Annotated in this window: 22 protein-coding genes and 1 pseudogene; 8 read left to right on the top strand and 15 right to left on the bottom strand. The window is 64.7% G+C overall.

The annotated features are described in order from the left end of the window. Positions 1 to 3: 3 nt before the first annotated feature. The 12 genes from PSAL_RS02480 to PSAL_RS02425 all read right to left on the bottom strand — a co-directional run bounded on the left by PSAL_RS02480 (position 4) and on the right by PSAL_RS02425 (position 8408). A complete protein-coding gene (locus tag PSAL_RS02480; protein ID WP_119839657.1) occupies positions 4 to 459 on the bottom strand; it encodes a DUF5333 domain-containing protein in 456 nt (151 codons plus the stop codon). A gap of 179 nt (positions 460 to 638) precedes the next feature. Next, positions 639 to 1046, bottom strand: coding sequence for a hypothetical protein (locus PSAL_RS02475; RefSeq protein ID WP_147407635.1), 408 nt, complete (start codon positions 1044 to 1046; stop codon positions 639 to 641). Continuing rightward, complete coding sequence (gene nuoF, locus PSAL_RS02470; RefSeq protein ID WP_119839659.1) at positions 1043 to 2341, bottom strand: NADH-quinone oxidoreductase subunit NuoF; 1299 nt, start codon at positions 2339 to 2341, stop codon at positions 1043 to 1045. Before nuoF ends, PSAL_RS02475 begins: the two co-directional genes overlap by 4 nt. Positions 2342 to 2344: 3 nt before the next feature. Further along, on the bottom strand, positions 2345 to 2587 hold the full coding sequence (locus PSAL_RS02465; RefSeq protein ID WP_119839759.1) for a DUF5337 domain-containing protein: 243 nt from the start codon (positions 2585 to 2587) through the stop codon (positions 2345 to 2347). 5 nt (positions 2588 to 2592) lie between these two features. Further along, positions 2593 to 3324: a hypothetical protein gene (locus PSAL_RS02460; RefSeq protein ID WP_119839660.1), complete on the bottom strand. Its 732-nt coding sequence runs from the start codon at positions 3322 to 3324 to the stop codon at positions 2593 to 2595. A 41-nt stretch (positions 3325 to 3365) separates the two neighbouring features. Beyond that, on the bottom strand, positions 3366 to 4214 hold the full coding sequence (gene nuoE / locus PSAL_RS02455) for an NADH-quinone oxidoreductase subunit NuoE (RefSeq protein ID WP_119839661.1): 849 nt from the start codon (positions 4212 to 4214) through the stop codon (positions 3366 to 3368). Positions 4215 to 4303: 89 nt separating this feature from the next. Then, on the bottom strand, positions 4304 to 4612 hold the full coding sequence (locus PSAL_RS02450; RefSeq protein WP_331274416.1) for a hypothetical protein: 309 nt from the start codon (positions 4610 to 4612) through the stop codon (positions 4304 to 4306). Further along, positions 4609 to 5823: an NADH-quinone oxidoreductase subunit D gene (locus PSAL_RS02445; protein ID WP_119839663.1), complete on the bottom strand. Its 1215-nt coding sequence runs from the start codon at positions 5821 to 5823 to the stop codon at positions 4609 to 4611. Before PSAL_RS02445 ends, PSAL_RS02450 begins: the two co-directional genes overlap by 4 nt. Next, positions 5823 to 6434 (bottom strand): NADH-quinone oxidoreductase subunit C, encoded by a 612-nt coding sequence (locus tag PSAL_RS02440; RefSeq protein ID WP_119839664.1) that lies wholly within the window; start codon positions 6432 to 6434, stop codon positions 5823 to 5825. The genes PSAL_RS02445 and PSAL_RS02440 overlap by 1 nt, the downstream gene beginning before the upstream one ends. A gap of 9 nt (positions 6435 to 6443) precedes the next feature. Continuing rightward, a complete protein-coding gene (locus PSAL_RS02435) occupies positions 6444 to 6968 on the bottom strand; it encodes a NuoB/complex I 20 kDa subunit family protein (RefSeq protein ID WP_196222816.1) in 525 nt (174 codons plus the stop codon). Beyond that, positions 6968 to 7333, bottom strand: a complete 366-nt coding sequence (locus tag PSAL_RS02430) for an NADH-quinone oxidoreductase subunit A (protein ID WP_119839666.1) — start codon at positions 7331 to 7333, stop codon at positions 6968 to 6970. Before PSAL_RS02430 ends, PSAL_RS02435 begins: the two co-directional genes overlap by 1 nt. A 400-nt stretch (positions 7334 to 7733) precedes the next feature. Further along, positions 7734 to 8408 carry a glutathione S-transferase family protein gene (locus PSAL_RS02425; RefSeq protein ID WP_119839667.1) on the bottom strand — a complete coding sequence of 225 codons (675 nt, stop codon included), beginning with the start codon at positions 8406 to 8408 and terminating at the stop codon, positions 7734 to 7736. A gap of 309 nt (positions 8409 to 8717) precedes the next feature. Between PSAL_RS02425 and PSAL_RS02420 the strand changes: the two genes are divergently transcribed. Beyond that, positions 8718 to 9188: a CreA family protein gene (locus tag PSAL_RS02420; RefSeq protein ID WP_119839668.1), complete on the top strand. Its 471-nt coding sequence runs from the start codon at positions 8718 to 8720 to the stop codon at positions 9186 to 9188. 22 nt (positions 9189 to 9210) lie between these two features. On the opposite strand, the gene PSAL_RS02415 is transcribed toward PSAL_RS02420, so the two are convergent. Continuing rightward, a complete protein-coding gene (locus PSAL_RS02415) occupies positions 9211 to 10413 on the bottom strand; it encodes a DegT/DnrJ/EryC1/StrS family aminotransferase (RefSeq protein ID WP_119839669.1) in 1203 nt (400 codons plus the stop codon). Between the two features lie 68 nt (positions 10414 to 10481). Beyond that, positions 10482 to 11144, bottom strand: a complete 663-nt coding sequence (locus PSAL_RS02410) for an HAD-IA family hydrolase (RefSeq protein ID WP_119839670.1) — start codon at positions 11142 to 11144, stop codon at positions 10482 to 10484. A 183-nt stretch (positions 11145 to 11327) separates the two neighbouring features. On the opposite strand from PSAL_RS02410, the gene glmU reads away from it, so the two are divergent. The 4 genes and pseudogenes from glmU to PSAL_RS02390 all read left to right on the top strand — a co-directional run bounded on the left by glmU (position 11328) and on the right by PSAL_RS02390 (position 15809). Further along, entirely contained in the window at positions 11328 to 12680 is a 1353-nt protein-coding gene (glmU, locus tag PSAL_RS02405) for a bifunctional UDP-N-acetylglucosamine diphosphorylase/glucosamine-1-phosphate N-acetyltransferase GlmU (RefSeq protein ID WP_119839671.1), read from the top strand. After that, a complete protein-coding gene (glmS, locus tag PSAL_RS02400) occupies positions 12680 to 14503 on the top strand; it encodes a glutamine--fructose-6-phosphate transaminase (isomerizing) (protein WP_119839672.1) in 1824 nt (607 codons plus the stop codon). The genes glmU and glmS overlap by 1 nt, the downstream gene beginning before the upstream one ends. An 80-nt stretch (positions 14504 to 14583) precedes the next feature. Then, a pseudogene (locus PSAL_RS02395) lies at positions 14584 to 14787 on the top strand (IS5/IS1182 family transposase); the annotation flags it as partial. 293 nt (positions 14788 to 15080) lie between these two features. Further along, positions 15081 to 15809 (top strand): DNA alkylation repair protein, encoded by a 729-nt coding sequence (locus tag PSAL_RS02390; RefSeq protein ID WP_119839673.1) that lies wholly within the window; start codon positions 15081 to 15083, stop codon positions 15807 to 15809. Here the strand turns inward: PSAL_RS02390 and PSAL_RS02385 are convergent. Beyond that, positions 15771 to 16178 carry a hypothetical protein gene (locus tag PSAL_RS02385; protein ID WP_119839674.1) on the bottom strand — a complete coding sequence of 136 codons (408 nt, stop codon included), beginning with the start codon at positions 16176 to 16178 and terminating at the stop codon, positions 15771 to 15773. The two genes, PSAL_RS02390 and PSAL_RS02385, sit on opposite strands and share 39 nt — an antisense overlap. Before the next feature lie 84 nt (positions 16179 to 16262). Between PSAL_RS02385 and moaA the strand changes: the two genes are divergently transcribed. Genes moaA through PSAL_RS02370 form a run of 3 tightly spaced genes read left to right on the top strand, consistent with a single transcriptional unit; the run spans position 16263 to position 19639 of the window. Continuing rightward, positions 16263 to 17270, top strand: coding sequence for a GTP 3',8-cyclase MoaA (gene moaA, locus PSAL_RS02380; protein ID WP_119839760.1), 1008 nt, complete (start codon positions 16263 to 16265; stop codon positions 17268 to 17270). After that, positions 17270 to 18577, top strand: a complete 1308-nt coding sequence (locus tag PSAL_RS02375) for a 3-deoxy-D-manno-octulosonic acid transferase (RefSeq protein WP_119839675.1) — start codon at positions 17270 to 17272, stop codon at positions 18575 to 18577. The genes moaA and PSAL_RS02375 overlap by 1 nt, the downstream gene beginning before the upstream one ends. Before the next feature lie 12 nt (positions 18578 to 18589). Continuing rightward, a complete protein-coding gene (locus PSAL_RS02370; protein WP_119839676.1) occupies positions 18590 to 19639 on the top strand; it encodes a glycosyltransferase family 4 protein in 1050 nt (349 codons plus the stop codon). Positions 19640 to 19644 lie beyond the last annotated feature (5 nt).

The following is a 19644-nucleotide window of genomic DNA, read 5'->3' as shown; positions in this document are numbered from 1 at the left end:
TGCTCACTTTTCTTTCAACAGAACGCCGATCTGGCTGCTCCTGGCCATCTCGATCTCGCCGAGCTTGCACAGGTCCGCCGTCACGTCCGGATTCAGTCCTTGGGATTCGGCATAGGCCTCGCCCAGTTTACGAATGCGCGCCTTTTCGGCGTCGCTGGTCACATAGGCCTCGATCTCGTCTCGGGTGTAGCCCATGTCCAGCGCCTGGTCGCGCAATTGGTAGAGAAACAGATAGCCCTTGGCCATGCGCGGCGCGATGCGGTCGCACTTTTCGCCGATCTCGCTGGCGATCGCCACCCAGAGCATGTTCTGGTCGATCGCTTCGACCTCGCGCAGGGGTTGGCGGGCCTGGGCGGCGGCGGCGCTCGTCATCAGCACGCCGGTGGCCAGCACCAGCAGGCCGCGCGACAAACGGGTGGCGAAGGGCGTAGTCTTGCCGACTTGGGGATGATCGGTCATCTTGCAGGTTCCTTTTTCACATGTGGACCCGGTCGCCGCAAAAGCGGCACCGGACATGCTAGAAGGGAGCGCGCGGGCGCTGTTATGCAATAACCGCCCCGCCAGGCGCCGGAATATGAGACGCGATCCGCCCATGTCCCGCCGTCCCGCAAGGATCCGGTCCCCATATGTCGGCCCTGCTACCATCCCTTGCAGGCCCCGCTCAGCAACAGATCACCGTCATCCGCAAAGACCGGCTGGGTCCGCGATTGATCGGGCCCCTGGTACCATGTCATCTCGGAACTGCCGAAGGTCTGGATGCAATACTTCGTCGCCTCGTAACGCCCGGCCTCGCTGGCGCCTGCCAGTGTCCGCTGAGGCTTGTTGATGGCGATGGTGAAGTTTTCCGGGTTGGTGGCGTCCGAACTGACCTTGGCGCCGAAGACGACACCATCGAAGGCCGGAACACCCCGATCACGCCGCAGAGCTTCGCAGCCCGGCAGAAGCGCCAGACCAAGAAGCGCGGCAATCGCCACAGGGCGCACCCGGCCGGACAGCAGGCCGGTCCGGGTCACGGCGCGGGTGTCAAAGATCGGCATACCGCTCATTTCGCCGCCAGGACCGTCGTCGACCGGCCGGTCTTCTGTTTCTTGATCCGGTCCTCGATCTCGCCACGGAAGTGACGGATCAGGCCCTGGATCGGCCAGGCGGCCGCATCGCCGAGGGCACAGATCGTATGGCCTTCGACCTGCTTGGTCACGTCGAGCAACATGTCGATTTCCTCGACCTCGGCTTCGCCGGAGACCAGCCGGTCCATGACCCGCATCATCCAGCCCGTCCCTTCGCGGCAGGGCGTACACTGGCCGCAGCTTTCGTGCTTGAAGAACTTCGACAAGCGCCAGACCGCTTTGATCACATCGGTGTTCTGGTCCATCACGATCATGCAGCCGGTGCCGAAGCTCGACTTGTTCTCGCGCATCCAGTCGAAATCGAAAATCGCGTCTTCCAGAGCTTCCTTGGGCAGCACCGGGCAAGAGGCCCCACCGGGAATGATGGCCTTCAGGTTGTCCCAGCCGCCGCGAACGCCACCGCCGTGCTTTTCGATGATCTCGCGCACCGACAGGGACATCTGTTCCTCGAAGACCGAGGGAGTGTTCACATGGCCCGTCAGCGCCATCAGCTTGGTGCCGGCGTTGTTCGGCCGCCCGAAGGAGCTGAACCATTCCGGACCGCGCCGCAGGATGGTCGGGCAGACGGCGATGGATTCCACGTTGTTCACCGTGGTCGGGCAGCCGTAGAGACCCGCGCCCGCCGGGAAGGGCGGCTTCATCCGGGGCATGCCCTTGCGGCCTTCCAGGCTTTCCAGCAGCGCGGTTTCCTCGCCACAGATATAGGCGCCGGCGCCGTGGTGCAGGTACAGATCGAAATCCCAGCCCGAACCGCAGGCGTTCTTGCCGATCAGCCCGGCGTCATAGGCTTCGTCGATGGCGGCCTGCAGGGCTTCGCGCTCGCGGATGTATTCGCCGCGAATGTAGATGTAGCTGGCATGCGCGCCCATGGCGAAGGAGGCGATCAGGCAGCCTTCGATCAGGGTATGCGGATCATGGCGCATGATCTCGCGGTCCTTGCATGTCGCCGGTTCCGATTCATCCGCATTGACCACCAGATAGGCCGGACGCCCATCGGTTTCCTTCGGCATGAAGGACCATTTCAGACCCGTCGGGAACCCTGCCCCGCCACGTCCGCGCAACCCGCTGGCCTTCATCTGATCGACGATCCAGTCGCGACCCTTGTCGAGGATCCCTTTGGTACCATCCCAATGGCCACGCGCCTGGGCGCCTTTCAGCGACCGGTCATGCATGCCGTAGAGGTTGGTAAAGATGCGATCTTCGTCCTTGAGCATGTCTTACCCTTTGTCATCCCGGCGCTGCCGCCAGATTTGCAGTGTCACAACCAGAGCCCAGATCAGGGCGCCGAGAGCGGCAAAATCGAACAGGAAGGCATAGCGGGGCGGAAGCCCCAGCTTGCCGCCCATGAATTGAACAGCCATCCAGATCACCATGGTGGCGGCGATCACGATCGAAACCATCCGCGCCTTGCGCGCGAGGGCCATTTCCTTGCCGATGTCCTTGGAACCATTCCCGGTCATCGCATTCATTCCCCTGCCCCGGCTTTACCGGCCGCCGCCTTGCGGGATACCGACTTGCCCGAAGCGGGCTTGGCCCCGCCACTACCGGCAGTCTCAACCGCAAGCACCTTGGCCTGGCCGGTCCAGTCACCACCTTCGGCACGGGCGGCCAATCCGGGACGGACGGCTTCCAGCGCCTCGAAATCCGCCGGCGACATGGCGGCAAGCTGGGCAAAACCGGTGATCCCGGCCTCGTGCAGCGCCTTTTCGAAACGTGGGCCAAGGCCCTTGATCCGCTTCAGGTCATCGCCCTTGGCCGGGGTCTTTTTCTTCTTCGCGCCGTCCTTGCCCGCAACGGCCTTCTTGCCCGCCTTCGAGGCAGCTTTGGCCGCGCCCTTCTTGGCAGCCGGCTTTGGCGCCTTCTTCGTGTCCCGGGCCGTCACCTTTTCCGGAAGCTCGGCAGCCGCAGAGGCCTTCGCCGCCTTTGAACGGGTCTGACCCGGCGCAGGCTCGCCCACGGGGGTATGCATGGCTTCGGCAACCTGAGAGCGGAGCGTGGCGACCGGCCCCTCGCCCGCCGCGGCGGACCCGCAGACCATGCGCAGAAGCAGCGAGGTGGCCGCCCCGGCGATCAACAGACCCAGAACCAGGGCCAGCAGAACCGGCATCCCACCCGAAAGCCCGATCGTGATGGCAAGCGCCATCACGAGGCCGAGCCCCAGGCAGGTGGTCCTGCAGATATCCGTGGTCCCCGTCATCTTGCCGCGTCGTCTCCTGCGCTTACCCTGTCAGTCCGGCCTCAGCCGTCGGTTTTCGGATTTCCGGTGGTCTTCGCCTTGGCTTCCTGTTCGGTCACCCCGGTGTCATCCGCCGCTTCGCCCTTGGCAGGGCGCGGTTCCTTTTCGGCAACTTCTTCGGCCGAGGGGGTCTTGACCGGTGCATCCTGCAGCCAAGGCGTCAGGATCGGCACTTCGGTGCCGTCGATCCGCTTGACCGTATCGCCCAGATCAACGGCCAGCTGGACGCTGGCGTTATATTGCGACCCGGTTCCGACGTGATCGGCCAGCACCACCGGCCCACCTGCGGTTTCGGACGAAAAGCGGCCATTCTGCGGCCCCGGCACCGGGACTTCGCCCGCCGCCAACCGATCCAGCAGGTCCGAGAAGCCTTCGGTCGTCAGATCCTCGTAGTAGTCCTTGCCGATCTGGGCCATCGGCGCATTGGCGCAGGCCCCGAGGCATTCGACCTCTTCCCAGGTGAACTTGCCATCGGCGGACAGGGTATGGGGCTTGGCCGCAATCTTTTCCTTGCAGACCGCCACCAGATCCTCGGCGCCGCAGATCATGCAGGTCGTGGTGCCGCAGATCTGGATGTTGGCGATCGAACCGGTCGGCTGAAGCTGGAACATGAAGTAGAAGGTCGCCACCTCCAGCACACGGATCTCGGCCATGCCGAGAAGCGTCGCGATGTATTCGATGGCGGGCTTGGACAGCCAGCCTTCCTGTTCCTGAGCGCGCCACAGCAGCGGGATCACGGCGCTGGCCTGGCGGCCTTCGGGATATTTGCTGATCTGGGCTTCGGCCCATTTCAGGTTCGCCTCGGTGAAAGCAAAGCTTTCAGGCTGTTCGTGGTGCAGGCGTCTCAGCATAGGCTCGGTGTCCCGTCCTCAGGTCCGTTCATTGCGGGGCGTGGCCCCTGTCCTTGGCGGCAGCACCCCGCAGGGCGCGCCCAATTCCGTCAGCTTGGCGTCGCGCAGGCGCCCGTCGTCAGCCGGACCGCGCCATCCCCCAGCGATACCGCTTCGCCCATCGCGATGCGGTATTGCGCCATGGCGATGGTCTGGTCCCGCGTCATGCCGGTCTGCAATTCGACCGGCAGGTAGTCCCGCTCGGTCCGCAATTCACAGCCGATCGAAGCCACGGCGGCGTCGAAATTGCCGATCTGTTCGGCGCTGACGTCCTCGGGCGGCATTGCACAACCGGCGGTCAGGGCCAGCGGCAGCAAGGCGATCAGCCCAAGGGTGCGCTTGCGGGTCATCAGGCTCATCTGTCCACCTCGCCAAAGACGATATCCATCGTGCCGATGATCGCGGCGACATCGGCAAGCTGGTGTCCCGAGGCCACGTGGTCCATCGCCTGCAGATGCAGGAAGCCCGGCGCGCGCAGCTTGGCCCGGTAAGGCTTGTTGGTGCCATCGGCAACCATGTAGACGCCGAATTCGCCCTTCGGCGCCTCGACGGCTGCATAGACTTCGCCGGCGGGCACGTGGAAGCCTTCGGTATAAAGCTTGAAGTGGTGGATGAGCGCTTCCATCGAGGTCTTCATCTCGCCGCGCTTGGGCGGTGTGATCTTGCCGCGTGCCAGCACTTCACCGGGATAGTCGCGCAACTTGACCAGGGCCTGGCGGATGATCTTGGTGCTTTCGCGCATCTCGGCCATGCGGCAAAGATAGCGGTCATAGCAATCGCCATTGGTCCCGACCGGGATCTGGAAATCGAATTCGTCATAGCATTCGTAAGGCTGGCTGCGCCGCAGGTCCCAGGCAAGGCCCGAGCCGCGCACCATCACGCCCGAAAAGCCCCATTGCAGGATTTCCTCTTCGGTGACGACGCCGATGTCGACGTTCCGCTGCTTGAAGATCCGGTTTTCGGTCAGCAGTTCGGACAGGTCGTCAAGGAAATCGGGGAAGGTGATCGCCCATTCCTCGATATCGTCGATCAGCTTGTCGGTGATGTCCTGGTGGACGCCGCCGGGCCGGAAATAGGCCGCGTGCAGACGCGCCCCGCTGGCCCGTTCGCAGAAGATCATCAGCGTTTCACGATGCTCGAAGCCCCAGAGCGGCGGCGTCAGCGCGCCGACATCCATGGCCTGGGTACAGACGTTCATCAGGTGGTTCATCACCCGGCCGATTTCGCAGAACAGCACGCGCAGCAGGCTGGCACGACGCGGCACTTCGACCCCGGTCAGCTTTTCGATGGCCAGGCACCAGGCATGTTCCTGGTTCATCGGCGCCACGTAGTCGAGGCGGTCGAGATACGGCAGGTTCTGCAGGTAGGTGCGGCTTTCCATCAGCTTTTCGGTGCCACGGTGCAGCAGGCCGATGTGCGGGTCACAGCGTTCGACGATCTCACCGTCAAGCTCCAGCACAAGACGCAGCACGCCGTGGGCCGCGGGGTGCTGCGGGCCGAAGTTGATGTTGAAATTGCGGATCTGCTGTTCGCCGGTCTGGGCGTCGTCGAATCCCTTGGAGCCGTCCATCATTTCGCCTCCTGCTTCTTCTCGTCGCCGGGAAGAATGTATTCGGCACCCTCCCACGGGCTCATGAAATCGAATTGCCGGTATTCCTGCACCAGGCTGACCGGTTCGTAGACGACGCGCTTGCGCACCTCGTCATAGCGCACTTCGGTATAGCCCGTCGTCGGGAAATCCTTGCGCAGCGGGTAGCCACGGAAACCATAGTCGGTCAGCAGCCGGCGCATGTCGGGGTGCCCCGAGAAGATGACGCCGAACATGTCGAAGACCTCACGCTCGAACCAGTTGGCCGAGGGGTGGATCGTGACGATCGAGGGCAGCATCTCGTCCTCGCGGATCGCGACGCGCAGGCGGACGCGCTGGTTCTGGTACATCGACAGGAAATGGTAGACCACGTCGAACCGCTTGGCGCGTTCCGGGTAGTCCACAGCCGTGATGTCGACCAGCGACGAGAACCGGCAATTGCCGTCAGTGCGCAGGAATTCGATGAACCCGGTGATATTGGCCGGGGTCACGTCGATGTTCAGCTCACCATAGGATATTTCCCAGGCCAGCACGCAATCGGGACGCTTCATCTCGATATGGGCGCCGAGTTCCTTCAGGGCTTCTTCGCTCATCTGCTTTCCTTACCGCGTGAGGGTGCCGGTGCGGCGGATTTTCCGCGCAAGCTGCATGATGCCGTAAAGCAGGGCCTCGGCGGTCGGCGGGCAACCGGGGACGTAGATGTCGACCGGAACGATCCGGTCGCAGCCGCGCACCACGGAATAGCTGTAATGATAATAGCCGCCACCATTAGCGCAGGACCCCATCGAGATCACGTAGCGCGGTTCCGGCATCTGATCATAGACCTTGCGCAGCGCCGGCGCCATCTTGTTGGTCAGCGTGCCTGCGACGATCATCACGTCGGATTGCCGCGGAGAGGCGCGCGGTGCGATGCCGAAGCGTTCGGCGTCGTAGCGCGGCATCGAGGTGTGCATCATCTCGACAGCGCAGCAGGCCAGACCGAAGGTCATCCAGTGCAGCGACCCGGTCCGGGCCCAGTTGATCAGATCCTCGGCCGTGGTCAGCAGGAAACCCTTGTCCTGCAATTCGCGGTTCAGGGCCTGGGTGGCGACATCGCGGTCGGCGCCGGCGGTGTTGGGTCCCGTCATCACTCCCATTCCAGGGCTCCTTTTTTCCATTCGTAGGCGAAGCCGATGGTCAGCACGCCGAGGAAGACCATCATCGACCAGAAGCCGACCATCGAGATATCCTTGAAGGCAACGGCCCAGGGGAACAGGAAGGCGATCTCGAGATCGAAGATGATGAAGAGGATCGAGACGAGGTAGAACCTGACGTCGAATTTCATCCTGGCATCGTCGAATGCGTTGAAGCCGCATTCGTAGGCACTTACCTTCTCGGGATCCGGGTTCCGGACGGCGACGATGACGGCGGCGAGGATCAGGACAAGTCCCAGAACGATCGCAACGGCCAGAAAGATGAGAATGGGAAGATATTCCCGCAGCATCTCTTCCACGAATGGCTCCTTTCATGGGCGGCAGGGTCACGAGGACCCGCAGGGCTGTGTCGGGTTTTACGCCTGCCCCCCGGCAGGGTCAACCGAGCCGCGACGTTTTCGATACCCTGAATCGTCTCTGGACGGACTTCGTAAACAATTGAATACCAATCATTTGCCCTCTCGAAAGACGGTTAACGCCGCGTTGCCGCATCCGGGGCAATACATGACTGAAACCGTCGGAAATTTACGAAGGAATCACTCGGAAATCCCTGTAGCGTCCCCATCACGCGGCAAGCAGGGCCCGCCAGTGACCGCGGGCGATCCGTTTCGCCCCCGGCCGATTGGCCGGACAGGTGTCTTCTGCGCTCCCAACCGGGACGCGACAACGCGTCTGACAAGGGCGAAGCGCCCTGCGACTTCAGACAGACCCGGACAGGTGCGGTTGGGGATAATACCCTTGCGCGAAGATGCCGCGCCCCGGGTCCGGCAGGGCCCGCCGAAAGCTCTCCCGCTCGGTGATCCGCTGGAACCAGGCCGCAGTTTCCGGAAAATCGTCCAGGGTGGTAAAGTGCTGCGCCATCCAGACCGCCTGCCCGACCGCGATATCGGCGGCGGAAAAACCGCTGGTCAAAAGATAGTCGCTGTTCTCGACCGGGGTGGACAGCCGTCCCTCGATCGCGGCGAAACAGCCGTGCAGATGCTCGGTTTCCACGCGCATGACGAATTCCGACCGTTCCTGCGGCGGGCAGATGACATGCTGCTGGATCAGGGAGGAGACATGCTGGGTGACGGTTTCGGCAAAATGCACCCAGACCAGCCAATCGGGCCGGTCAAGATCCCCGGTCAGGCGGCCCAGCCCGCGCCGCGAATAGCGTTCGCACAGAATCTCGAGGATCGCACCACTCTCGAAACAGGAATCGCCATCCATTTCCAGCGCCGGAACCCGCCCCGCCGGTGACAGGACAAGGTGCTGCGGCGCGCGCAGCCCGGTGTCGAAGGCATGCAAGACCATCTCGAAGGGCACATCAAGCTCGTTCAACAGCCAGAGAACGCGCATCGAACGGGAGCCGGGGCAATGGTGGAGGACGATCATGGAATGGGGCTTTCACTGGGGTTTTCCGGCGCCCCGTCGACCGCAGGCAGCGGACGTCAAGAAAAGGGGGACGCGGCGGGTCTTCGGGCGTGTCACCGTGGTGACAATAGCGGCGCGGCGGCGTGCGACAAGGCGGGCAAGCGTCCTGTGGCGACCGAAACCGACGGGACGTGCATTTCAGAGCGGCCGGGTCCATATCCCGCACATGGACGACCGACTGCCCCCAAAGGGGCGAAGTTTCCCCCCTGCCTCTCGACTTTGGGCGCTTCTATCCCAGATAACTGCAAAAGACATCGGAGAGACACCGCCATGCCCGCCTACCCCACACGGCTTCGCGCCCTGCCCCTGCTGGCCCTGCTTGGCCTCGCCAGCCCCCTCGCTGCCGAACAGGTCGGCGAAGTCGGCGTCGATTGGGTCGGCAACGACATCATCATCGAAGCGGTGGCAGACCCCAAGGTCAAGGGCGTCACCTGCCATATCGCCTATTTCGACCGCAGCTTCATCGACCGGATTTCCAAGGGCGACTGGTTCGAGGATCCGTCGAATTCCTCGATCTCCTGCCGGCAGACCGGCCCGATCGAGATCGGCGACATCGACCGCGACGAGGACGGAGAGGACGTGTTCCGCGCCTCACGCTCGATCATTCTGAAAAGCCTGCGGGTCAAGCGGATCTGGGACGAGAGCAACCAGACCCTGATCTACCTCGCCCATGCGGCGGAGCTGACCGATGGTTCGGCCAAGCTGTCGATGTCGACGGTACCGTTATATTCCGGGGACTGACCCAGGCCTGTAAGGCCGCGCCTCACGCAGGGTTGGACGCTTGCCAGACCGCGCCGACCTCTGCCCGGATGATGCCGGCGACCTGGGCGCAATCCTCAAGGCTGAAGGTCAGCGGCAGGCGCATGTCCACGATGCCTTGCAGGATACGGTCGCTGCCCGGCATCGGCGGATGCGCCGCGTAACGCCAGGAATCGTAGCGCGAGGTATAGCCCTGCGGCTCTGCGTCCCCGAACCATTTCAGCTCGACCCCGCGGGCCTTGCAGCGGCTCAGCACCTGGCCGATGGCCGCGGTGCTCCAGTCCATCAGCAGCACCTGGATGGAAGACCCGACAAAGTGCTCCCGTGCGGGCCTGTCGATCAGGGTCAGGCCTGGGGTGCCGCGCAGGCCCGCCTCGACCACCTCGTAGCGCGCATTCCAGGCTGCGCATTGCGCGTCGAGCCGACGCAGCTGCGGACGCAGGATCGCGGCGCGCAGGTTGTCCATCCGGCCCGAGATATTGGGCGTGTCGTATTTCACCGCCTCGAAGGCCTCTGGTCCCGGCGCGGCAAGGTGGCGATCATAGAGCATGTAACTGCCCGACAGGATCACCGCCCGTGCCGCCACCGCATCGTCATCGGTGATCAGAAACCCGCCTTCGCCGGAATTCACATGCTTGTAGGTCTGCGTCGAATAGCAACCCACCCGACCATGCCGCCCGCTTGGCGTACCATCCCAGGTGGCCCCCATGGTATGGGCGCAATCCTCGACCACGATCAGCCCGGCGCCATCGCAGATCGCCATCAGGCGGTCCATGTCGCAGATATGGCCGCGCATATGGCTCAGCAGCAGGACATCGGCCTGATCGGCGCGGGCGGCAAGGTCATCGAGGTCGATCACCAGTCCTTCGGTGACGCCGACATAGACCGGCTCGGCCCCGAGGGCGGCAATCGCGCCGGGCACCGGGGCCAGCGTGAAGGCGTTGGTCAGCACCCGGTCGCCGGGTTGCACCCCCACCGCCCGGAGCGCGGTCGAGATCGCATGCCCGCCCGAACACAGCGCCAGCGCATGGCGCGCGCCGGTCAGCGCGGCGAAGTCCTGTTCCAGCAGCGCGGTTTCCCCCGCCTCGCCCGGCGCGGTGTTGTAGCGATGCAACCGCCCGCTGCGCATCACGGCCACCGCCGCTTCGATCGCCTCTTCGGGGATCGGCTCCTGCTGGGTGAAGTTTCCGGTGAAGATCTCGGTCATGGCGTCATCCTTTGCGCAGCGCTTTGCCGGCGTCAATCCCGAGGCATCCGGGCGATCAGGGCGCCCGCCTAGAGCCCGAGGGCGGCAACAGCGGCGGGCAATTCGTCGAAATGGCCGATCAGGACCTCGGGCGTCAGCGCGGCCATGTCGGCCCCCGAGGGTCCGAAGGTCACCAGGATCGAGGGCACACCGGCGGCAAGGCTGGTGTTGCGATCGGTGTCGCTGTCCCCGACAAGGCAACAGCGCGTCGGATCGGCCCCTGCAAGGCGCGCCGCTTCGCGCAGCGGGGCGGGATCGGGTTTGCGCACCGGCAAGGTATCGGCGCCGACCAGCGCGTCGAAATTGTCCAGCGCGCCCAGTTCCATCAGCAGCTTGCGCGCCAGCGCCTCGGGCTTGTTGGTGCAGACAGCGACTGCGTAGCCATCGTCCTTCAGCCGCTGAACGGCCTCCAGCGCGCCGGGATAGAAATGGGTGTGCAGGGCAATCTGTTGGTCGTAGGCGGCCAGAAGGTGGGGATATTGCCGATCGATCAACGCCTCATCAGCGCCCTGCCCGGCCCGCGTCAGGCCAAGGCGCAGCATGGCCCGACCGCCGCGCATCGCGGTGCCCGCATCCGCCACGCCCAGCAGATCGCCCAGCCCCATGTCGCGAAAGCAGCAATTCGCCGCCGCCAGCAGATCGCCACTGGTATCCGCCAGCGTTCCGTCCAGATCGAAGATGACTGCGCGCATATCGCCCCTAAGCCGGGTTTCGCCGCCATTGTTGCGGAGCGAAACCCAAGTTGATCCCCGTGCGACCCTCCCGGCCTTGCACCGCCTTGTCTTCCGATTAAAACGGGCCGGACAAAAGAACAATCCGCGCAGCATCGCTTTTGCAGGGATCTCGCGGCTCTGCACAGAAACGTCGAGGGTTATATGAGCACGGCACTGGTCATCCTGGCCGCGGGTATGGGCACGCGGATGAATTCGGACCTGCCCAAGGTCCTGCACGAAATCGCCGGGGCGCCCATGTTGGCCCATGCCATGTTGTCGGGCCTGTCGCAGGAACCATCCCGCGTCATCGTCGTGGCCGGGCATGGCGCCGAGGCGGTCACTGCCGCCGCCGAAGAGGTCACGCCCTTTGCGCAGATCGTACTGCAAGAGGCCCAGAACGGCACCGCCCATGCGGTCGATCAGGCCCGCGCCGCCCTGGCGGATTTCGACGGCGACGTGCTGGTGCTTTACGGCGACACACCTTTCGTCCGCCCCGAGACGCTGGAGGCGATGAAAGCCGCGCGCGCCCGTCACGACGTGGTCGTGCTGGGTTTCGAGGCCGCCGATCCGGGTCGCTACGGGCGGTTGGTGATGGATGGTCAGCACCTTGACCGGATCGTCGAATTCAAGGATGCCTCGGAAGAGGAGCGGCGCATAAACCTTTGCAATTCCGGCCTTGTCTGCGCGAACGCCGAGCTTCTGTTCGACCTGATTTCCGCGGTAGGAGACAACAATGCCTCGGGTGAATACTACCTGACGGATATCGTCGGGCTGGCGCGGGACCGGGGCCTGTCGGCCGGGGCCGTGACCTGCGACGAAGCCGAAACCATGGGCATCAATTCGCGCGCAGAACTCGCCCGCGCCGAAGCGGCCTATCAGGCCCGCGCCCGCGAAACCGCGCTGGAGGACGGCGTGACCCTGTTGGCGCCCCAAACCGTGCATTTCGCCTATGACACGGTGATCGGCCGGGATTCCGTGGTCGAGCCCAACGTGGTCTTCGGCCCCGGTGTCACCGTCGAAAGCGGCGCACGCATCCGCGCCTTTTCCCACCTTGAGGGCTGCCATGTCAGTCGCGGCGGGCTGATCGGCCCCTATGCCCGTCTGCGCCCCGGTGCGGAACTGGCCGAGGACGTGCATATCGGCAATTTCGTCGAAGTGAAGGCCGCGCGCATCGACAGGGCGGCGAAGATCAACCACCTTACCTATATCGGGGATGCCGAAGTGGGCCAGGAAACCAATATCGGGGCGGGCACGATCACCTGCAATTACGATGGCGTCTTCAAACATGTGACGCGGATCGGGGCCCGAGCCTTCATCGGCTCGTCAAGCATCCTCGTCGCCCCGGTGTCCATCGGGGACGAGGCAATGACGGCGGCCGGGTCGGTGATCACCCGCGACGTGGAACCCGGCGCCCTGGCGCTGGCTCGCCCCCGACAAGAGACCAAGCCGGGCATGGCCCGGAAGCTGATGGAAATGTTGCGGCTCAAGAAAGCCCGGAAAGCAGAGACGGAATAATGTGCGGAATCATCGGCTACCTCGGTAATCACGAAGCCTCTCCCTTTCTTGTCGAGGCCCTAAAGCGGCTGGAATATCGCGGCTACGACAGTTCCGGGATCGCCACCATCAACAACGGCGTGCTGGATCGCCGCCGCGCCGTGGGCAAGCTGGTGAACCTGTCCGACGTGCTGGTTCATGCGCCGCTGCCCGGCAAATCCGGCATCGGCCACACCCGTTGGGCGACCCATGGCGAACCCTCCGAGGTCAACGCCCACCCGCACCGCGCCGGCAAGGTCGCCGTGGTCCACAACGGCATCATCGAGAACTTTCGCGAACTGCGCGCCGAACTGTCGCAAAAGGGCCTGGTCCCGGTAAGCGAGACGGATACCGAAACCGTCGCCATGCTGACCGCCCTGCATATCCAGGAAGGCCTGTCGCCCGTCGACGCGGTGCGCAAGACGCTGGACCGGCTGGAAGGCGCCTTTGCCCTGCTGTTCCTCTTTGACGGCGAAGAGGACCTGATGATCGCCGCGCGCAAGGGCTCTCCGCTGGCAATCGGGCATGGGGACGGCGAAAACTACGTCGGGTCGGATGCGCTGGCGCTTGGGCCACTGACGGACAAGATCACCTATCTGGAAGAAGGTGACTGGGCCGTCGTCACCCGCCATTCGATCACGATCTTCGACCGCGAAGGCAATGTCGCCAACCGCGAGATGCGCCGCGTCAGCCTGGATCGGACCCAGGTCGACAAGGCCGGGCACAAGCACTTCATGGCCAAGGAAATCGCCGAGCAGCCCCAGGTCATCGCCGAGGCGGTCAAGCATTACCTCGGCCAGTCGGGCCACAGCATCACCCTGCCCGACGGAGGACTTGATTTCACCGGCATCGACCGGCTGGTCATGGTCGCTTGCGGCACCGCATATTACGCTTGCCTGACGGCGAAATACTGGTTCGAACAGCTTGCCCGCCTGCCGGTCGAGGTCGATGTCGCCTCGGAATTCCGCTACCGCGAACCGCCGGTGACCGAAGGCACCCTGGCGCTGTTCGTCAGCCAGTCGGGCGAAACCGCCGATACCCTCGCCGCCCTGCGCTATTGCCGCGACAAGGCCGAGCGGATCGTTTCCGTGGTCAATGTCCCCGAAAGCTCCATCGCGCGGGAAAGCGACCTTGCCCTGCCGATCCTCGCGGGTACCGAAATCGGCGTCGCCTCGACCAAGGCGTTTTCCTGCCAGCTGACCGTGCTGCTGATCCTCGCGCTGGAGGCCGCGCGCCAGAAGGGCCGGATCAGCGAAGAGCGACTGGAAAGCCTGCTGTCCGCCCTGCGCGGATTGCCCGCCACCCTGGGCAATGCGCTGGAAACCGACACCATGGCAGAGGCCCTGTCGCTGGAACTGGCCGAGGCCCAGGATATCCTGTTCCTGGGGCGCGGGCTGATGTATCCTCTGGCGCTAGAAGGCGCGTTGAAGATGAAGGAAATCAGCTACATACATGCCGAAGCTTATGCGTCAGGCGAACTGAAGCACGGGCCGATTGCGCTGATCGACAAACACGTGCCGGTGGTGGTCATGGCCCCCCGCGACGCGCTGTTCGAAAAGACGGTGTCCAACATGCAGGAGGTCATGGCGCGGGGTGGACGCGTCGTGCTGATCTCGGATCACGCGGGGCTGGAAGCGGCACAGGACGGCATCTGGCGCAGCATCGAAATGCCGATGGTCGACCCGGTTTTGACGCCGATCCTTTATGCGCTCCCTGCGCAGTTGATGGCCTACCACACCGCCGTCGCCAAGGGCACCGACGTGGACCAGCCCCGCAATCTGGCAAAGTCCGTCACGGTCGAATAGCCCTAGTTGCGGCCCGGAAGCCGCCGGAATTGGATGCCAGCGTGGTGTCCCCTTTGGCACAGAAACCCTGCGCGCCCCCCCGACATTTCGGCAGGGCGTTCTGGAAACACCGGACAAGGTACCACGCACGCAGCTGGATCGAGCCGAAAATGCGCTGCCTGAAATTTTTCGGCGACCGCATCACGGCCAGAGACCCGGATCGCCAGACCGCCGAAATCCACATCCGAATCGCCCTCATGAACCACTTCATCGCGCTCGGCACCGCCGGGTTCGTTCGTTTGTCACAACCTCAGCGGGGCACGGGGCAGTCATGCCTCAGGCGCGAGATGCGAAAAAACGCCGAACCTGAATGACGTGAAGATCATCACCAATATCGGCTCCAACCTTAAGATTATCTGCTGGAATAAATGCCGATGCCCCAGCCAGATCGCGTCAGATCGACCATATCCGCGCCACGGGGGGACTGTCACGCTGGGCAGCGCCCTTCCTGCAAAAGACCTTTTCGCTCCGCAGGATCGGTGGCACTAGGCCTCAAGAGCGGGCCGATCCCGGCAGCCGGTAAACAAGGGGCGCGCATATGACAGCCGAGGACGCAATCGAGGCGCTGATTCAGCATCAGGATGCGGTCCGCGCTGAAAATGCGGCCGCCTATCACAAGGCGGACCGGCGCTATCTCGGCGTGCCGAACCCCCAGATCAACGACCTTGCCGCCGCCTGGCGCAGGTCGATGGAGTCGCCGGAAAAGCTGGAACTCGCTCAGACGCTTTGGGAAAGCGACATCCACGAAGCCCGGATTGCGGCGGCCAAGCTGCTGACCCAATCGCGGATCCGCGACGACGCGGCGACCTGGGCATTGATCCAGTCCTGGGTGCCGGAATTCGACGGCTGGGCGATAGCGGATCACGCCTGCGCGGCCGGTTCGCGCCGCATCATGGCGGACCTGACCCGCCTTCAGGTCATAGCGCCTTGGACCGAGGCAGAGCACCTGTGGACGAAGCGCGCGGCGCTCGTCATCACCCTGCCCCTCGCGCGGCTGAACCACCCCTCGGCCGAGGAAACCGCCGCGCGCGAAACCGTGCTGGAATGGACGGCCACCCTGGTCGCCGACCAGCGCCAGTTCATTCAGAAGGCCGTGGCCTGGTGGCTGCGGGATCTGTCCAAGCATGACGCAGTGCGGGTGCGCGGGTTCCTGGACATGCACGGCGCGGCCATGAAGCCCTTCGCCCGCAAGGAAGCCGCCAAATATCTGCCCGCTCAGACCCCCGCTTCAGGCGCTGACATCGACCTCCGCGAGGGAGGTAAGTGACAGTCCCAGTTGCTGCATCGCCTGCAACGACAGACGCGAACCGCCCGTAGCGGGCCCTTCGATCGGGATCAGGTCGACCGCCAGACGCTTGCCTGTCTGCGCGGAATAGACCTCACCGGGCTGGCGCTTGGTCACCAGCGGGGTCTTCAGCCACAGCCCGGCCTCTGTCGCCGCGCCAAGCGTCGCCAGCGTGCTGCCCAACTGGCCGCTTTGCACCGCGCCGTCCGCCTGTTCGACCATGCCGGCAGGTTCTTCGGCGATCCGGGCGGCAGGCAGACCGGTCGGCGCCGGATCAGCCTGGAAAATAGGCAGGTTGCAGGCCGCCAGGAACAGCGGAGCGGACAGGAGCAGGGGGCGCAAAATCATCATGCTCCATATCTAGCGGAAGTGCGCCACACATCAATCTCGGAATCATGACTTGTCGGCACCATGCCGCCGCAATACCTTTGTCCCATGACGGAACCCATTATCGATCCCTTCCAGCGCGCGATTTCCTACCTGCGCCTGTCGGTCACCGACCGCTGTGATTTCCGCTGTGTCTATTGCATGGCCGAAAACATGACCTTCCTGCCGAAGAAAGAACTTCTGACGCTGGAGGAACTGGACCGCATGTGTTCGACCTTCATCCGTCTCGGGGTGGAAAAACTGCGCATCACCGGCGGCGAGCCGCTGGTGCGGCGCGATATCATGACCTTCTTTCATGGCATGCGCCGCCACCTCTACAGCGGCGCGCTGAAAGAGCTGACCTTGACCACCAACGGATCGCAGCTGGAACGCTTTGCCGCGGATCTTGCCGCTGCCGGGGTGCGCCGTGTGAACGTGTCGCTTGATACGCTCGACGAGGAGAAATTCGCCCGCGTGACCCGCTGGGGCCGCCTGCCGCAGGTGCTGCGCGGGCTGGACGCAGCGCAGGCCGCCGGGCTGAAGGTCAAGCTGAACGCCGTGGCGCTGAAGGGCTTCAACGAGGACGAGATCTTTACCCTGGCGGAATTCTGCGCCGCGCGGGACATGGACCTGACATGGATCGAGGTCATGCCGATGGGAGATCTGGGCAACGAGGATCGCGTTGGCCAATACTGGTCGCTGAACGATCTGCGCGCCAAGCTGGCGGAAACCTATCGCCTGACCGACCTGCCCGAGAACACCGGCGGCCCGGCGCGGTATGTCCGGATCGAGGAAACCGGCCAGAAGATCGGCTTCATCACCCCGCTCAGCCATAATTTCTGCGAAAGCTGCAATCGCGTGCGGATGACCTGCACGGGCGAATTGTACATGTGCCTCGGCCAGGAAGACCGCGCCGATCTGCGCCCCGCCCTGCGCAATCATCCGGGCAACGACGCCCCGCTCGAGGAAGCGATCCGCGCCGCGATCGGGTTGAAACCCGAAGGCCATGATTTCGACTATTCGCGCCAGCGCGCCGATGGTCAGGTGTCGCGCCACATGAGCCATACGGGCGGCTGATGCCTGGGCCACTGGCGCAACCGACGCCCTTTTACCACTTCTACCGCGGGATCGCGGCCTGTGCCGCGCCGCTGGTCTGGCGGCGGGTGAACCGCAAGCTGGGCCGCGAAGACATTGCGCCCGAACGGCGACGGGAACGGCTGGGCCATGCCACCGCGCCCCGCCCAGATGGTCCGCTGCTGTGGTTTCACGCCGCAAGCGTCGGGGAAAGCGTCTCTGCCCTCGCGCTCGTGCAGGCGCTGCTGGACCGGATGCCGGGGGCCTCGGCGCTGATCACCTCGGGCACCGCGGCTTCGGCCAAGGTGCTGGCGGACCGGCTGCCGGCGCGGTGCCAGCACCAGTTCGCGCCGCTGGATGCGGGCGCGCCCCTGACGCGGTTCTTCGATCACTGGCGCCCCGATGCCGGCATCTTTGTCGAAAGCGAGATCTGGCCGCAGATGCTGGTCATGTCCCGCGCCCGCGATATCCCGCTGGCGCTGGTCAATGCGCGCATGTCTCGCGGCACCCTGCGCAACTGGGGGCGGTTCGGGGACACCTTCCGATACCTGCTGTCGCAGTTCTGCGTGATCCGCACGCAGGACCGCACCACCTTGGACGGGCTGCTGACGCTTGGGGCAGACCCGGACACCGTTGCACAGGGGCCGAACCTGAAATCCCTGATCCAGGCGCCCCCTGTCGACGATGCCGCCCTGCAGGAGATGCGCGCCGCCTTCCCCGGCCCGGTCTGGAGCGCGGTCTCCACCCACGAGGGCGAGGAAGAGCAGGTCCTGGCGGCCCACAAGATCGCCCGCGCGGCCCTGCCCGGCCTGCGCCTGATCCTGGTACCGCGCCATCCCACCCGTGCAGAAGCCATCGCCAGCGAGCTAAGCAGCAGTGGCCTGTCTTTCGCCCGCCGCTCTGAAGGCCACCCGCCGGGGGATGCAGAGGTCTATCTGGCCGATACCCTGGGCGAAACCGGGCTATGGTATGCGCTGTCTCCGGTCACCTTCCTCGGTGGGTCCTTCGGCCCGGCGGGCGGGCATACCCCCTATGAGCCGGCCTGCTTCGCCACGCCGGTCCTGCATGGTTCAAAGGTGGCCAATTTCGCTGAAACCTACGCGGAGTTCGACCAAAGCGGCGCCGCGCGCGCGGTCGCGGATGCACCTGCGCTGGCCGCCGCGCTGGTCGAGCTGCTCTCGGACGAAACCCCGCGCACGGCGATGGCGGCGGCGGCGGCCACGATCCGCGACGGCCAACAGGGGCAGATCGACGACGTCGCTGCGCTGCTGCTGGCAAAACTGCTTCCCGCAGAGCGCCCGACCGGCTAGACCGAGCGCATCATGCCCGAACTTTTCGTCACCAACTTCAATCGCAATTTCACCGGGGTTTCGGCCACTGCAGCGGGGGTGATCCGCCAGCAGCAGGCGGCCTACGACCTGGCGCTGATTGGCCATCCGTTGCCCGGTTGTCCAACGCCAATCGGACGCGACGAAGCGCGGCGCCTGTCGCGCCGCGTCCCGGCGACCCGGCCCTTCGCGATCTGGCATGTGCGGCGCAATCCCGAAATGCGCGCCGCGCTCTGGGCGCGGGACGTGCTGCGCCTGCCGATCAAGATCGTCTTCACCTCGGCGGCGCAGCGATATCATTCCGCGCTGCCCCGCTGGCTGATTGCACGGATGGATGCGGTGATTGCGACCACCGACAAGGCCGCCGATTTCGTGCCCCATGTGCGCGCCGTGGTGCATCACGGCGTCGATTGCACGCGCTATACCCCCGCACCGGACCGGGCCGCCGCCTGGGCAGCGACCGGCTATCCGGGCACGCGCGGCATCGCCACCATCGGCCGCATCCGCCCCGAGAAGGGCACCGACCTGACGGTCGAGACCCTGATCCGCACCCTTCCGGGCACCCCCGACACGACCGCTCTGGTGCTGGGGCGCGCGAAAAGCGGCGATCAGGCGTTTCTGGATGGTCTGAAGGAAAAGATCGCCGCCGCCGGTCTGACCGACCGCATCCTGTTTCCCGGCGAAATCCCAGCCGATGACCTGCCCGCCCTGCTGCGTGCGCTGTCGCTGGTGGTGCAACTGCCGCGCTACGAGGGCTATGGCATGGCCCCGCTCGAGGCGCTGGCCTCGGCCACGCCCATTCTTGCCAGCGAGGCAGGGTTCTTTCGCGAATTCACGCAAGGCGGGCGCAACGGCCTTGTCGTTCCGCTGGATGACGTCGCAGCCGCGACCGAGGCGCTGAAGGCGATGCTGAGCGACGCGGACAAGCTGGGGGCCATGTCGCAGCACGCCCGCCAGGATGCCGAAAAGCTGTTCAACATCACCGGCGAGGCGGCAGGGATCAACGCAGTCTACGAACGGCTCTGGGCCGAGGACACGCCCTGAGCCCC

It is taken from the genome of Pseudooceanicola algae (assembly GCF_003590145.2).
GTDB classification, from domain to species: domain Bacteria; phylum Pseudomonadota; class Alphaproteobacteria; order Rhodobacterales; family Rhodobacteraceae; genus Pseudooceanicola; species Pseudooceanicola algae.
The sequence above is the reverse complement of the archived record's forward strand: the minus strand, read 5'-3'. Positions and strand labels throughout refer to the sequence as shown.

Bases quoted from the DNA above. Each gene is read 5' to 3' on its own strand.
- PSAL_RS02435 (WP_196222816.1), bottom strand. From the start codon at position 6,968: ATGACGGGACCCAACACCGCCGGCGCCGACCGCGATGTCGCCACCCAG.
- PSAL_RS02415 (WP_119839669.1), bottom strand. From the start codon at position 10,413: ATGACCGAGATCTTCACCGGAAACTTCACCCAGCAGGAGCCGATCCCC.
- PSAL_RS02420 (WP_119839668.1), top strand. From the start codon at position 8,718: ATGCCCGCCTACCCCACACGGCTTCGCGCCCTGCCCCTGCTGGCCCTG.
- glmS (WP_119839672.1), top strand. From the start codon at position 12,680: ATGTGCGGAATCATCGGCTACCTCGGTAATCACGAAGCCTCTCCCTTT.
- PSAL_RS02390 (WP_119839673.1), top strand. From the start codon at position 15,081: ATGACAGCCGAGGACGCAATCGAGGCGCTGATTCAGCATCAGGATGCG.
- nuoF (WP_119839659.1), bottom strand. From the start codon at position 2,341: ATGCTCAAGGACGAAGATCGCATCTTTACCAACCTCTACGGCATGCAT.
- PSAL_RS02375 (WP_119839675.1), top strand. From the start codon at position 17,270: ATGCCTGGGCCACTGGCGCAACCGACGCCCTTTTACCACTTCTACCGC.
- PSAL_RS02480 (WP_119839657.1), bottom strand. From the start codon at position 459: ATGACCGATCATCCCCAAGTCGGCAAGACTACGCCCTTCGCCACCCGT.
- PSAL_RS02425 (WP_119839667.1), bottom strand. From the start codon at position 8,408: ATGATCGTCCTCCACCATTGCCCCGGCTCCCGTTCGATGCGCGTTCTC.
- nuoE (WP_119839661.1), bottom strand. From the start codon at position 4,214: ATGCTGAGACGCCTGCACCACGAACAGCCTGAAAGCTTTGCTTTCACC.
- PSAL_RS02410 (WP_119839670.1), bottom strand. From the start codon at position 11,144: ATGCGCGCAGTCATCTTCGATCTGGACGGAACGCTGGCGGATACCAGT.
- PSAL_RS02465 (WP_119839759.1), bottom strand. From the start codon at position 2,587: ATGACCGGGAATGGTTCCAAGGACATCGGCAAGGAAATGGCCCTCGCG.
- moaA (WP_119839760.1), top strand. From the start codon at position 16,263: ATGACGGAACCCATTATCGATCCCTTCCAGCGCGCGATTTCCTACCTG.
- PSAL_RS02370 (WP_119839676.1), top strand. From the start codon at position 18,590: ATGCCCGAACTTTTCGTCACCAACTTCAATCGCAATTTCACCGGGGTT.
- glmU (WP_119839671.1), top strand. From the start codon at position 11,328: ATGAGCACGGCACTGGTCATCCTGGCCGCGGGTATGGGCACGCGGATG.
- PSAL_RS02475 (WP_147407635.1), bottom strand. From the start codon at position 1,046: ATGAGCGGTATGCCGATCTTTGACACCCGCGCCGTGACCCGGACCGGC.
- PSAL_RS02385 (WP_119839674.1), bottom strand. From the start codon at position 16,178: ATGATGATTTTGCGCCCCCTGCTCCTGTCCGCTCCGCTGTTCCTGGCG.
- PSAL_RS02460 (WP_119839660.1), bottom strand. From the start codon at position 3,324: ATGACGGGGACCACGGATATCTGCAGGACCACCTGCCTGGGGCTCGGC.
- PSAL_RS02440 (WP_119839664.1), bottom strand. From the start codon at position 6,434: ATGAGCGAAGAAGCCCTGAAGGAACTCGGCGCCCATATCGAGATGAAG.
- PSAL_RS02450 (WP_331274416.1), bottom strand. From the start codon at position 4,612: ATGAGCCTGATGACCCGCAAGCGCACCCTTGGGCTGATCGCCTTGCTG.
- PSAL_RS02445 (WP_119839663.1), bottom strand. From the start codon at position 5,823: ATGGACGGCTCCAAGGGATTCGACGACGCCCAGACCGGCGAACAGCAG.